General features: G+C 42.8%; 19 protein-coding genes. 17 read left to right on the top strand and 2 right to left on the bottom strand.

The window, feature by feature from the left end; all coding sequences use genetic code 11:
• Positions 1–3: 3 nt before the first annotated feature.
• The 12 genes from rplE to infA all read left to right on the top strand — a co-directional run bounded on the left by rplE (position 4) and on the right by infA (position 6,583).
• Positions 4–543 (top strand): 50S ribosomal protein L5, encoded by a 540-nt coding sequence (gene rplE / locus BLHYD_RS12965; RefSeq protein WP_005950440.1) that lies wholly within the window; start codon positions 4–6, stop codon positions 541–543.
• 20 nt (positions 544–563) lie between these two features.
• The gene (locus BLHYD_RS12960) at positions 564–749 is read left to right on the top strand and encodes a type Z 30S ribosomal protein S14 (RefSeq protein ID WP_005950441.1); all 186 of its coding nucleotides are present in this window, start codon (positions 564–566) and stop codon (positions 747–749) included.
• A gap of 43 nt (positions 750–792) precedes the next feature.
• Positions 793–1,194: a 30S ribosomal protein S8 gene (rpsH, locus tag BLHYD_RS12955; protein WP_021845471.1), complete on the top strand. Its 402-nt coding sequence runs from the start codon at positions 793–795 to the stop codon at positions 1,192–1,194.
• A gap of 205 nt (positions 1,195–1,399) precedes the next feature.
• The gene (gene rplF, locus BLHYD_RS12950; RefSeq protein ID WP_021845472.1) at positions 1,400–1,939 is read left to right on the top strand and encodes a 50S ribosomal protein L6; all 540 of its coding nucleotides are present in this window, start codon (positions 1,400–1,402) and stop codon (positions 1,937–1,939) included.
• 17 nt (positions 1,940–1,956) lie between these two features.
• Positions 1,957–2,325: a 50S ribosomal protein L18 gene (gene rplR, locus BLHYD_RS12945; RefSeq protein ID WP_005950450.1), complete on the top strand. Its 369-nt coding sequence runs from the start codon at positions 1,957–1,959 to the stop codon at positions 2,323–2,325.
• Between the two features lie 19 nt (positions 2,326–2,344).
• Positions 2,345–2,854: a 30S ribosomal protein S5 gene (gene rpsE / locus BLHYD_RS12940; protein WP_005950452.1), complete on the top strand. Its 510-nt coding sequence runs from the start codon at positions 2,345–2,347 to the stop codon at positions 2,852–2,854.
• A gap of 13 nt (positions 2,855–2,867) precedes the next feature.
• Positions 2,868–3,050 carry a 50S ribosomal protein L30 gene (gene rpmD, locus BLHYD_RS12935; RefSeq protein WP_005950454.1) on the top strand — a complete coding sequence of 61 codons (183 nt, stop codon included), beginning with the start codon at positions 2,868–2,870 and terminating at the stop codon, positions 3,048–3,050.
• A 45-nt stretch (positions 3,051–3,095) separates the two neighbouring features.
• Positions 3,096–3,536, top strand: coding sequence for a 50S ribosomal protein L15 (gene rplO / locus BLHYD_RS12930; protein WP_005950456.1), 441 nt, complete (start codon positions 3,096–3,098; stop codon positions 3,534–3,536).
• Complete coding sequence (gene secY, locus BLHYD_RS12925; RefSeq protein ID WP_005950458.1) at positions 3,536–4,882, top strand: preprotein translocase subunit SecY; 1,347 nt, start codon at positions 3,536–3,538, stop codon at positions 4,880–4,882. The genes rplO and secY overlap by 1 nt, the downstream gene beginning before the upstream one ends.
• A 53-nt stretch (positions 4,883–4,935) precedes the next feature.
• The gene (locus tag BLHYD_RS12920; protein ID WP_005950460.1) at positions 4,936–5,580 is read left to right on the top strand and encodes an adenylate kinase; all 645 of its coding nucleotides are present in this window, start codon (positions 4,936–4,938) and stop codon (positions 5,578–5,580) included.
• A 4-nt stretch (positions 5,581–5,584) separates the two neighbouring features.
• Positions 5,585–6,340, top strand: a complete 756-nt coding sequence (map, locus tag BLHYD_RS12915; protein WP_005950462.1) for a type I methionyl aminopeptidase — start codon at positions 5,585–5,587, stop codon at positions 6,338–6,340.
• Positions 6,341–6,364: 24 nt separating this feature from the next.
• Entirely contained in the window at positions 6,365–6,583 is a 219-nt protein-coding gene (infA, locus tag BLHYD_RS12910) for a translation initiation factor IF-1 (protein ID WP_005950464.1), read from the top strand.
• Between the two features lie 69 nt (positions 6,584–6,652).
• On the opposite strand, the gene BLHYD_RS12905 is transcribed toward infA, so the two are convergent.
• The gene (locus tag BLHYD_RS12905) at positions 6,653–7,825 is read right to left on the bottom strand and encodes a hypothetical protein (protein WP_005950465.1); all 1,173 of its coding nucleotides are present in this window, start codon (positions 7,823–7,825) and stop codon (positions 6,653–6,655) included.
• Positions 7,826–7,849: 24 nt separating this feature from the next.
• Positions 7,850–9,028 (bottom strand): M20 metallopeptidase family protein, encoded by a 1,179-nt coding sequence (locus tag BLHYD_RS12900; RefSeq protein ID WP_005950467.1) that lies wholly within the window; start codon positions 9,026–9,028, stop codon positions 7,850–7,852.
• Between the two features lie 331 nt (positions 9,029–9,359).
• Here BLHYD_RS12900 and BLHYD_RS12895 point away from each other — a divergent pair, with 331 nt between their 5' ends.
• From BLHYD_RS12895 to rpsD, 5 genes are all read left to right on the top strand, one after another.
• Positions 9,360–10,331 (top strand): LysR family transcriptional regulator, encoded by a 972-nt coding sequence (locus tag BLHYD_RS12895; protein ID WP_040350753.1) that lies wholly within the window; start codon positions 9,360–9,362, stop codon positions 10,329–10,331.
• 119 nt (positions 10,332–10,450) lie between these two features.
• Positions 10,451–10,564, top strand: a complete 114-nt coding sequence (gene rpmJ / locus BLHYD_RS12890; RefSeq protein WP_003497809.1) for a 50S ribosomal protein L36 — start codon at positions 10,451–10,453, stop codon at positions 10,562–10,564.
• A gap of 387 nt (positions 10,565–10,951) precedes the next feature.
• The gene (gene rpsM / locus BLHYD_RS12885) at positions 10,952–11,320 is read left to right on the top strand and encodes a 30S ribosomal protein S13 (RefSeq protein WP_005950471.1); all 369 of its coding nucleotides are present in this window, start codon (positions 10,952–10,954) and stop codon (positions 11,318–11,320) included.
• Between the two features lie 117 nt (positions 11,321–11,437).
• Complete coding sequence (gene rpsK / locus BLHYD_RS12880; protein ID WP_005950473.1) at positions 11,438–11,830, top strand: 30S ribosomal protein S11; 393 nt, start codon at positions 11,438–11,440, stop codon at positions 11,828–11,830.
• 16 nt (positions 11,831–11,846) lie between these two features.
• The gene (gene rpsD / locus BLHYD_RS12875; RefSeq protein WP_005950475.1) at positions 11,847–12,440 is read left to right on the top strand and encodes a 30S ribosomal protein S4; all 594 of its coding nucleotides are present in this window, start codon (positions 11,847–11,849) and stop codon (positions 12,438–12,440) included.
• Positions 12,441–12,484 lie beyond the last annotated feature (44 nt).

Below are 12,484 nucleotides of genomic sequence, written 5' to 3'. Positions count from 1 at the left end.
AACGTGAGTAGACTGAGAGACGCTTACAAGAACGAAATCATGGATGCCATGATGAAAAAATTCGGATATAAAAATATTATGGAAGTGCCAAAACTCGAAAAGATCGTTGTGAACATGGGTGTTGGTGAAGCGAAAGAAAACGCGAAACTTCTGGATGCCGCAATCAGTGATATGGAACTGATCACTGGTCAGAAAGCGGTTGCCACAAAGGCAAAGAAATCCGTGGCTAACTTTAAAATCAGAGAGGGTATGCCGATCGGCTGTAAAGTTACCTTGAGAGGCGAAAAAATGTATGAGTTCGCTGATCGTTTGATCAACCTGGCTCTGCCTCGTGTACGTGACTTCCGCGGTGTAAATCCTAATGCTTTTGACGGAAGAGGAAACTACGCTCTGGGTATCAAAGAGCAGTTGATCTTCCCGGAAGTTGAATATGATAAAGTCGACAAAGTAAGAGGTATGGATATTATTTTCGTAACCACTGCTAAGACCGATGAAGAAGCTCGTGAATTACTGACATTATTCAATATGCCATTTGCAAAGTAGGAATATAGGAGGAATTATTCATGGCTAAAACAGCAATGAAAATCAAACAGCAGCGCAAACCGAAATATTCCACAAGAGAATATAATCGTTGCAGAATCTGCGGCCGTCCGCATGCGTATCTGAGAAAATACGGAATCTGCAGAATTTGTTTCCGTGAGTTAGCATATAAGGGACAAATTCCAGGAGTTAAGAAAGCAAGCTGGTGATCAAAGATACCATTTCAATATTAGAAAAAGGAGGCAACCTTAAATGACAATGAGCGATCCGATTGCAGATATGCTTACAAGAATCCGTAATGCCAATACTGCAAAACACGATACTGTAGATGTTCCTGCATCTAAAATGAAAATTGCGATTGCCAACATTCTTGTTGATGAGGGATACATTGCAAAATATGATCTGGTGGAAGATGGAAAATTCCAGACCATCCATATCACTCTGAAATACGGTGAGGATAAGAACCAGAAAATTATCACCGGCCTGAAGAGAATTTCTAAACCGGGTCTGCGTGTGTATGCCGGCAAAGATGAGCTGCCAAGAGTACTGGGCGGTCTTGGAATTGCGATTTTGTCCACAAACCAGGGAGTGATCACTGACAAAGAAGCCAGAAAGCTGAAAGTCGGTGGAGAAGTATTAGCATTCGTTTGGTAGGCACTGAGCGCTTAGCGAGTGTGAGTCCAAGGGTGAAGCAAGAGGTTAGTGCAAGGGTCGTTCCTGCGAAGAAATGAGCAGGAATTTCCCAGGAAGCACTTAGGGAGTGCGAACCCAAGGGCAAAGCATTGAATTAATCATAGAAATACTGAAAACAGAGAGGATAAAGCTCCTCTCCGACAATTTAAGTAAGGAGGAAAACAAGATGTCACGAATCGGCAGACTGCCAGTTGTGGTTCCTGCAGGTGTAACTGTAGAGATCACGGAGGACAATCATGTTACAGTAAAAGGCCCAAAAGGAACTCTGGAGAAGTTTCTTCCAGTGGAAATGGGTATCAAAGTTGAAGATGGTCATGTAGTGGTTACAAGACCGAATGATCTGAAAAGAATGAAATCTCTTCACGGTTTGACCAGAAGCCTGATTCACAACATGGTAGTGGGTGTAAGCGAAGGTTATACGAAGGTTCTGGAAGTAAACGGTGTAGGTTACAGAGCTCAGAAACAGGGCAAGAAATTGACATTATCCTTAGGTTATTCTCATCCGGTTGAGATGGAAGATCCAGAAGGACTGGAAACAACTGTAGACGGCAACAAGATTACTGTTGCAGGTATTGACAAAGAGAGAGTTGGCCAGTATGCGGCTGAAATCAGAGACAAGAGAAGACCTGAGCCTTATAAGGGCAAAGGTATCAAGTATGCTGATGAGGTTATCAGACGCAAAGTTGGTAAGACTGGTAAGAAATAATTAAGGAGAGTGTGAAAATGATTAAGAAAGTATCTAAGGCGGAAATTCGTCAGAAAAAGCATAGAAGATTACGTCATCATTTGAGCGGAACTTCTCAGACTCCACGTCTGGCTGTGTTCAGAAGCAACAATCATATGTATGCGCAGATCATTGATGACACAGTAGGTCGTACTTTGGTATCAGCTTCTACTCTTCAGGCAGAAGTAAAAGAAGGATTGGAACACACTGATAATGTGGAAGCAGCGGCTAAAGTGGGAACTGTGATTGCGAAGAGAGCAGTAGAAAAAGGCATCACTTCTGTTGTATTCGACAGAGGAGGATTCCTCTACCACGGAAAAGTAAAAGCACTGGCAGACGCAGCAAGAGAAGCTGGACTGGAATTCTAGAAGGGAGGAACGAGAACACATGAAACGCAATCTTATTGACGCTAGTCAGTTAGAATTAAATGATAAAGTGGTATCCATCAAACGTGTTACCAAAGTTGTTAAAGGTGGTCGTAACTTCCGTTTCACAGCTTTAGTTGTTGTCGGAGATGGCAATGGACATGTTGGTGCCGGTCTGGGAAAAGCAGCCGAGATTCCTGAGGCAATCCGTAAGGGAAAAGAGGATGCAATGAAAAAACTGGTGACAGTTGCCAGAGATGAGAATGGAAGTATCACTCATGACTTTATCGGTAAATTTGGAAGTGCTCAGATGCTGTTGAAGAGAGCCCCGGAAGGTACTGGTGTTATCGCAGGTGGTCCTGCCCGTGCGGTGATCGAGTTGGCAGGTATCAAAAATATCCGTACCAAATGTATGGGTTCCAGAAATAAGCAGAATGTCGTACTTGCAACCATCGAAGGTTTAAAACAGTTGAAGACTCCGGAAGAAGTTGCAAAACTTCGTGGAAAATCTGTTGACGAGATTTTGGCTTAAGGAGGACTGAAAAATGGCAGATAAATTGAAAGTTACTTTAGTAAAATCTACAATCGGTGCCGTTCCGAAACACAAAAAAACTGTTGAGGCAATGGGGCTGAGAAAGCTGAACAAGACCGTTGAGCTTCCGGACAATGCTGCTACCAGAGGAATGATTCAGCAGGTACAGCACTTGGTAAAGGTAGAAGAAGCCTAAGTATTAAGTTTAACAGTGATTATAATTTAGAAGGAGGTGCCAATCATGGATTTATCCAATTTAAGACCGGCAGAAGGTTCTAAGCACAGTGATAACTTCAGAAGAGGCCGTGGACATGGTTCAGGAAATGGCAAAACCGCAGGTAAAGGTCATAAAGGTCAGTTAGCTCGTTCTGGCGCGAAAAAGCCAGGTTTCGAGGGTGGTCAGATGCCATTGTATAGACGTATTCCTAAGAGAGGTTTCACTAACAGAAACTCTAAGGAGATCATTGCAATCAATGTAGACGTTCTGAACAGATTTGAGGACGGTGCTGATGTAACCGTGGACACTTTACTGGCGAGCCGTGCGATTTCTAAGGCAGGCGATGGAGTGAAGATTCTGGGTAACGGAGAGCTGACAAAGAAACTGAACGTAAAAGTTAACGCTGTCAGCGAAGGTGCGAAAGCAAAAATTGAAGCTGCAGGTGGAACAGTAGAGGTGATCTAATGCTGAATAGTCTTCGAAATGTTTTTAAAGTAAAAGATATTCGAAGAAAATTGTTCTATCTGGTAGTAATGATCTTTATCATTCGTCTTGGTTCCCAGATCCCGGTACCCGGGGTGAATGGTGAATATTTCAAGGAATGGTTCGAAAGTCAGTCCGGTGACGCATTCAACTTTTTTGATGCGTTCACCGGTGGATCATTTACGCAGATGTCCATCTTTGCTTTGAATATTACTCCATATATTACATCCTCCATCATTATGCAGCTTTTGACGATTGCGATTCCAAAGTTGGAAGAGCTGCACAGAGATGGAGAAGAAGGAAGGAAGAAGATTACAGAGATCACTCGTTATCTGACGATTGGTCTGTCAATTTTTGAGTCTGTGGCAATGGCGATTGGCTTTGGAAGGCAGGGATTGATTCCTGTGATGTCCGCCGGTTCTGATGCTTCTGGATTTGAAAAATTTGCGGCTGCCGCAGTCGTGGTTTTGTGTCTGACTGCAGGTTCGGCGATGCTGATGTGGATGGGAGAGAGAATCACAGAGAAAAAGATCGGAAACGGTATGTCTATTGTCCTGACAATCAATATCGTGTCCCGTATGCCGAGTGATTTTGCGACGTTGTATGACAGTTTTGTAAAGGGCAAAACCATTGCGAAAGGAACTTTAGCCGCACTGATTATTCTTGCAATTGTATTGGTTGTTGTTGTTTTTGTACTGATTTTGAACGGCGCGGAGAGAAGAATTCCAGTACAGTACTCTAAGAAAATGCAAGGAAGAAAGATGGTTGGGGGACAGTCAAGTCATATTCCGCTGAAAGTAAATACGGCGGGAGTAATTCCAATTATCTTTGCATCTTCGATTATGTCTTTTCCTGTTGTAATTGCTTCCTTTATGGGAAAAAGTAATGTTGGTGGAATTGGCGGAGAGATTATGAAAGGGTTGTCGTCCAGCAATTGGTGTAATCCAGACCAGCCAATTTACAGTATTGGATTGTTAATCTATGTAGTATTGTGTATCTTTTTTGCATATTTCTATACTTCAATTACTTTTAATCCATTGGAAGTTGCGGATAATATGAAGAAGCAGGGCGGTTTTATTCCTGGAATTCGTCCTGGAAAACCAACGACAGAGTATTTGACAAAAATATTAAATTACATTATATTTATAGGAGCAGTAGGGTTAGTCATTGTAGCCGTTATCCCATATTTCTTCAACGGTGTTTTTGGTGCGGACGTGTCCTTTGGTGGAACTTCCATCATCATTGTTGTAGGTGTGGTTCTGGAGTCGATCAAACAGGTTGAGTCTCAGATGCTGGTAAGGAATTACAAAGGCTTCCTGAATGATTAAAAAGTGAGGTTGTGGTGGAGACGCCACAGCCTTGATTTGGTGGGAGGTATTTTATGCGAATTATTATGTTGGGAGCACCCGGTGCGGGAAAAGGAACACAGGCAAAAAAAATAGCGGCGAAGTATGGGATTCCTCATATTTCTACAGGAGATATTTTCCGTGCCAACATCAAAGAAGGAACTGAACTGGGGAAAAAGGCAAAAACTTACATGGATCAGGGACTTTTAGTGCCAGATGAGCTGGTTGTGGATTTGGTTGTAGATCGGCTTCAGCAGGAAGATGCTCAGAAAGGCTATGTATTGGATGGATTTCCAAGAACAATTCCACAGGCAGAAAGTCTGGATGAGGCTTTGAAAAAAGTGAATAGCAAAATTGACTATGCCATCGATGTGGATGTTCCGGATGAGAACATCATCAACCGCATGTCTGGGCGCAGGGCTTGTGTGAAGTGTGGTGCTACGTATCATTTGATGTATGCGCCTACAAAAGTGGAAGGTATCTGCGATGCCTGCGGTGACAAACTGATTTTGAGAGATGACGATAAACCAGAGACTGTGAAAAAACGTTTGAACGTATATCACGAACAGACTCAGCCACTGATTGACTATTACACCTCAGCAAAAGTGTTAAAGAGAGTGGATGGTACTCAGGATATGGAAGATGTCTTTCGGGCTATCGTCGCTATTTTAGGAGAATGAGAATATGTCGGTATCTATTAAAACTTCAAGAGAAATAGAGCTAATGAAAGTTGCCGGAAAGTATCTGGAAGAGGTACATGAAAGGCTGGCGGAACACATCAAACCAGGGATTACCACCTGGGAATTGGATAAAATAGGAGAAGAGATGATTCGGTCATTGGGCTGTACTCCGAATTTTCTGAACTATAACGGTTTTCCTGCATCGTTTTGCATTTCTCTGAATGATGAAGTTGTACATGGGATTCCATCCCACAGTAAAGTGATTCAGGAGGGAGACCTGGTAAAAATTGATGCAGGTCTGATATACAAAGGTTATCACTCAGACGCCGCGCGTACTTATGCAGTGGGGGAAGTCTCACCGGAAGCACGACAGCTTATGGATGTCACAAAGCAGAGTTTTTTTGAAGGCATCAAACAGGCAAAAGCAGGAAATCATCTCTACGATATTTCAGCAGCCATCGGAGACTATGCAGAGAGCTTCGGATACGGGGTTGTACGGGATTTGGTTGGACATGGGATTGGAACACATCTCCATGAAGACCCGCAGATTCCCAATTTCAGACAGCACAGACGCGGTCTTCGCCTCATGCCAGGAATGACGCTGGCCATTGAACCTATGATCAATATTGGTCGGGCAGATGTGGAGTTTATGGACGACGACTGGACAGTTGTCACCCAGGACGGAACTTTGTCAGCGCATTACGAAAATACCATTTTGATCACGGACGGAGAGCCGGAGCTCTTAACTCTGAGTAAATAAATAGATAGACATAGGAGGTAAAACATGTCAAAAGCAGACGTAATTGAAGTAGAAGGTACCGTACTGGAGAAACTGCCCAATGCGATGTTCAGGGTGGAACTTGAGAACAAGCATGTGGTGTTAGCGCATATCAGCGGGAAACTTCGCATGAATTTCATTCGTATCCTGCCGGGGGATAAGGTGACAATTGAACTTTCTCCGTATGATCTGTCAAAAGGCAGAATTATTTGGCGTGATAAATAGTGAAAAGAGATACACCGGGGAGCTTGCTATGGCAGGTTTCCCGGTGTATTTTTATGGAACAAACGCTTTTTATACCATCCCGGCCATGAGTCCGGCTACTACGACGGATACGATAGAAACGGATACCATCCCAGAGATAATCATTTTTGGCATGATATTTTGCAGAATAATCTCTTTTTCTTCTTCATTGTCAGCGGAAGCATTGGCTACTTCGTTGGAGACAATGAATGTTCCTGGAAAACCAAAGAGGGCAGTAGAGGCCATGGCAATGCAGATATACCAGCTCTGTCTGAAAATTTTTCCTACCAGGATAGCCACAATTGCGAAGGAAATTACACCGATAACAATTACGATGATTAATGGTTTAATCATAGATAAAATCATCTGAGGCGTGGAGGTAGCAAGGCTAGTAAACACATTTACCAGGGCTGCACCAATGACGAAGGTGAATCCATTGGCCTTCGTCAGAGGAGCTTCGTCAAGAAAGCCGATTTCTCGGAAGAATACGCCTAGCAACAGGCAGATTACCAGGTTGTTGACAGTTCCGTCAGTCAGATTGGAGAGCCACTGGGCGAGACAAGCTATGACTGCTAACTTTGCCAGGAGAAGATTATCGCCATTGTATTTTTCAGGGATAGGAGGAAAGATTCTCCACTTTGGTTTTTGTACATCCTTTTGTTGTTTGTGTTGCAGTTTTAATTTACCGGCAGCGATCTCTTTTTTTAGCCGGAGAGCTTCTTTTTTGCAACAGACGGATGCAATCGGAAAACCGACAATACCTTGCACTATCAAAATTAAGGAGCCAAAGGCAGCTGCATCAGTGGCCCCTACACTGTTCATGGCCTCCGTCATCACCAGACAGGCCACGACAGCACCGCCTAAGACAGGAGCACTCACCAGTGCATAATATTCTTCTACGAATATTCGTCCGATATAGTAGACTCCTCCACAAATTGCAAGGGTGGAACACAAGACGATGATTACGGTTTTATATTCTTGAATTAAATCACTCAACTTAATTGTGGTTCCCATGTGGACTAACATCATGCCAATTGTTACACTAGAAAAAGCAACTAAGGTGGAATCCTCGAACAGCGTAGATGGAAGTCCATTCCAAAAACAGACAGCGAAGATAACAGCGGCCACAAAGAGCATGGAGATGATAGCTTTTGTCTTTGTCGCGACAAGGTCACCGATGGCGTAGATCAATAAGATAATAGTCAATGCATATAATCCGTTCATATAATTTCCCCCTTAAAAAGAACGTCAGCTGTGATTTTCCAGCCATCTCACCGCACAGTTACAAAGGGCGGCGGTGCCGTAAGGCAGTGCTGTCTCATCGAATGTGGCACGTGGATCGTGCAGCGAGTAATGATAGCCTAAGTCAGGTCCGCCGGCATAGAGTGTGGCAAAAAATGTGGGTATGTACTCTCCATAATACGAAAAGTCTTCAGAAAAGGTCTGAGGAGGTACAATACGTACATTATCCAGGATTTCCCGGCAGTATTTCCCCATCTCTTGTGTCAGTACTTTATCGTTGATAGTCGGACCGACTCCTGCAATATATGTCACTTCGGCAGTTGCTCCCCATAAATCTGCTGTTTTCACGGAGATTTCTTCTAACTGCTTTTTGAGAAAAGCTCTGTTTTCACGGGTATAAGTGCGTATACTTCCTAGCATGACTGCTTTGTCTGGGATAATGTTGGAGGCTGTACCTGACTCAAACTTACAGATAGACATGACAGAAGGTTCTTTCATGGAAACCTGTAGCGTGAAGAACTGCTGCAATGCCACTACGATGTTGGCAGCGGCGCTTAAAGCAGATATCCCCACATGGGGCGTACTTCCATGAGCACTTTTACCGTGTACTGTGATCTGAAAAGCGTCAGCGGACGGCATCATTTTTTCTTCACTGTAAGCGAGAGTACCAACCTGAAATTCCCCTTCCTCTATGGGACCAAAATTGATGTGAAAAGCCATGGCTGCATCCACTGTGGGGGACTCTAAAGCCCCAGCGGCAATCATGCTTTTTGCGCCGCAAAGTAATTCTTCAGCGGGCTGGAAGAGAAATTTAACAGTCCCTTTTAGTTCTGCCTCATATTTTTTTAAGATTTTGGCTGTGGCCAGCAGCATGGCGATGTGAGCGTCATGCCCGCAAGAGTGACAGGCTCCGTTTTTACAGGCAAAACTTAGTCCCGTCTTTTCGTCTTGAGGGAGGGCGTCCATGTCAGACCGAATCATCAAGGTTTTTTTACCGTTCCCGCAGTTACAAATTACACCGCCGCCAATCAGCTTAGGGATATATCCATAGGAGCGGAGTTTATCAGTCACAAATGCTATCGTCTTGTCAAGTTCAAATCCGACTTCCGCGTTTTCGTGGATGTGTCTTCGTATCTGTGACATTTCTTCTTGGAGTGCCTGGGCTTCTGAAAAAAAATGAATCATGCGTCATCACCTTTCTTTTATAAGATATAACAGTATTATAGAATTAGAATTATGAAAACGGAAATTGAAAAATATAATTAACTGATAAGAAAGAGTGATAACCCTATTTATATCAGAAAATAAAGAAAACAAAATATATTTTGAAATAATAGTTATAGTTCAAGCCTCCAATATCCCGAGAGGTGTGTTACTGCTCATGAAGCACAGGTGAGTGAACAGTAAGAAATAATAAAAAAGTAGCGGAATATCGGAGTGATGATTGTAGTACTTGGAAATTATAGTTATAATAAGAAAAAATAAGGTTCTTTATTTAGAATTAGGGGGAAGGGCGATGGAAATACGGCAAATATACTATGTGTTGGAGATTGCGAAGCAAAAGAGTTTTTCAGGTGCGGCGAAGGCGTTGTTTATTACGCAGCCGGCGATTTCTCAACAGGTCAGTTCGCTGGAAAATGAGCTTCAGATAAAATTGTTTCAAAGAGATACTCATAAAGTGATTCTGACGAAAGAAGGGGAACGTTTCTGTGAGTATGGAAAGAAAGTTTTGGAAGCGGTAGATAATCTCACAGAAGCATTTGGCCAGGGAAGATCCGATCAGAAGATGATATTGAATATCGGCGTATTTCCATTTTACCGTATCGCTGGTTTGGCCAGAGCTCTTACGTTTTTCTTTTCTACAAATCCCAACGTACTTGGGAGTATGAAAGTTGTGGAGAATTATAAAGCTTTTGAAAAGCTGAAAAATAAAGTTTTGGATTTTGCGATTATCAAGGCGATTCCTGAGACGATTCCTGGTTATATTAGTTATGATATTCTGCAGGAAGAGAATTTGTGCGCGGTCATGAGCAGTAAAAATGAATATGCAGTAAAAGAATATATCGATATCCAGGATTTAGGGAAACTTCCTCTGTTGACAGGGGAGAGAAACTCACATCTGTATGATTATATGAAGAATTTGTATGAGAGTAATGGCTTAAATTTTAATGTAGCGTTTTTTAATACCAACGAGGCAGAGTTGATGTTAGAGATGATGGCGTCTGGAACGGGCATCCTTCTGGCAACACAATCTATCGCTGAGAAGATATCGGGAAAAAATGCGAAAGCCTGTGTGATTATTCCGAGACAGAAATTGTGTACTGTCTTGGCATACAAAAAAGAGTGTAAGCTTAAGGGGCTGCAAATTGCATTTCGCAATCATATACTTCACTATTACCAGACTCTACAGTCAGAGGAAGAGGAAAATTTGGTGATGCAGGTGGAAGGCTCCGCAGCTGATTTCACGGAGAAAACAGATTTTAAATAAAAAATACAGTTTTTTTGCTTGCATTTTAGATTTTGGGGTGTTATACTATAAAGCGTACTTTTGTGACAGGACAGAGTTACTCTGCCCAAAATCAGCAAATTTGGAAAGGAGGATTTCCGGTGAAAGTAAGATCATCTGTGAAACCGATTTGCGAAAAATGCAAGATTATCAAAAGAAAAGGAAGCATCAGAGTAATCTGTGAGAATCCGAAACACAAACAGCGTCAGGGTTAATTCCACTCTTGGATTGTTTGTGAAAAATTAGGCGGCTGCAGTAGAAACACCCGGAGGTGTTGTACTGTTTAAATAATATTGTGAGAGGTCACAATCTCGCAGCTTTATTTCCGAGGCAGAAACGTCACGATTTCTATCCTGTCTCGGGCGAAGTATTGCCTAATACCGAGAGGCTATTTCGGAGGTCCTTTTCAGGACACGACGGGCGTTAAGCCGGTCAATCGGAAAGGTTGTGTTGCAATTGCACGCAACTGGGTGTATTACCGAGACACCCCAATTAGGAACAATATTAACTGAGAGCAGTGAAAGATACGTCCCATTTCACCGTATGGCTACATACGTGACGTACGACACTGACTTTCCGTAGAAAAATGGAGGAAACATTACATGGCTCGTATAGCTGGTGTAGACTTACCAAGAGACAAACGTGTAGAAATCGGTCTGACCTATATTTATGGTATTGGAAGACCAAGTGCAACTCGCATCCTGGCTGATGCGAAAGTAAATCCTGACACTCGTGTTAGAGATTTGACAGACGAAGAAGTAAACAGAATCCGTGAAGTGATTGATGAGACTATGATGGTGGAAGGTGATCTGAGAAGAGAGATCGCTCTGAATATCAAGAGACTTCAGGAGATTGGATGCTACAGAGGTATCCGTCATAGAAAAGGACTGCCGGTTCGTGGTCAGAAGACTAAGACGAACGCAAGAACCAGAAAAGGTCCTAAGAGAACTGTTGCAAATAAAAAGAAATAACGCTTAAGCATGAGTTGTTGAATGCAAAAGTGTGCGCTTAAAGCTGTCAGTGGGAAGCTTTTGGCGCAAAGTTTCCATGTAAATATTTAATAGAAGAAAGCGTAGGTTAGTTTTAAAATGGCAAAAGTGACTAAGAAAACGACAAAACGTCGTGTCAAGAAAAACGTTGAACGCGGACAGGCACACATTCAGTCTTCTTTCAATAACACCATTGTTACTCTGACAGATACTGAAGGAAATGCTCTTTCTTGGGCAAGTGCAGGTGGTCTGGGATTTAAAGGTTCAAGGAAATCTACCCCATATGCAGCGCAGATGGCTGCAGAGACAGCTACAAAAGCTGCTTTGATACATGGTCTGAAAACTGTTGACGTAATGGTAAAGGGCCCGGGTTCCGGAAGAGAGGCTGCAATTCGTGCGCTTCAGGCATGTGGATTGGAAGTGACCAGTATCCGCGACGTAACACCGGTACCACACAATGGTTGTCGCCCGCCAAAACGTAGAAGAGTGTAATAGGAGGTAGCTTAGTATGGCAGTAAATAGAGTGCCAGTTCTGAAAAGATGCAGATCTTTGGACTTGGATCCAATTTATTTAGGAATTGATAAGAAATCAACCAGACAGTTAAAACGTGCAAACCGCAAGATGTCTGAATACGGTCTGCAGTTGAGAGAGAAACAGAAAGCAAAATTCATCTACGGAGTTTTGGAGAAACCTTTCCGCAATTACTATAAAAAAGCCGATAAGATGCAGGGCCAGACCGGTGAGAATCTGATGGTTATGTTGGAGAGCAGACTGGACAACATCGTTTTCCGTATGGGATTTGCCAGAACGAGAAGAGAGGCAAGACAGATCGTTGACCACAAGCATATCACTGTAAATGGCAAGGTTGTAAATATTCCGTCTTACCTGGTGAAAGCAGGAGATGTAATTGAAATTAAAGAGAAATGCAAAGGTTCCGAGAGATACAAAGGAATTCTGGAAGTAACCGGCGGTAGACTGGTTCCAGAGTGGCTGGATGTAGATCAGGAAGCGTTGAGAGGAACAGTTAAAGAGCTTCCGACTAGAGATATTATTGATGTTCCGGTTAACGAGATGTTGATCGTCGAGTTGTACTCTAAATAATCCAGATTTTTTTAGTACCCTCAAAACGATACAAGCCCAGAAGG

Origin of the sequence: Blautia hydrogenotrophica DSM 10507 (assembly GCF_034356035.1) — a bacterium.
In the GTDB taxonomy this organism is placed as follows: Bacteria; Bacillota; Clostridia; order Lachnospirales; family Lachnospiraceae; genus Blautia_A; species Blautia_A hydrogenotrophica.
The sequence above is the reverse complement of the archived record's forward strand: the minus strand, read 5'-3'. Positions and strand labels throughout refer to the sequence as shown.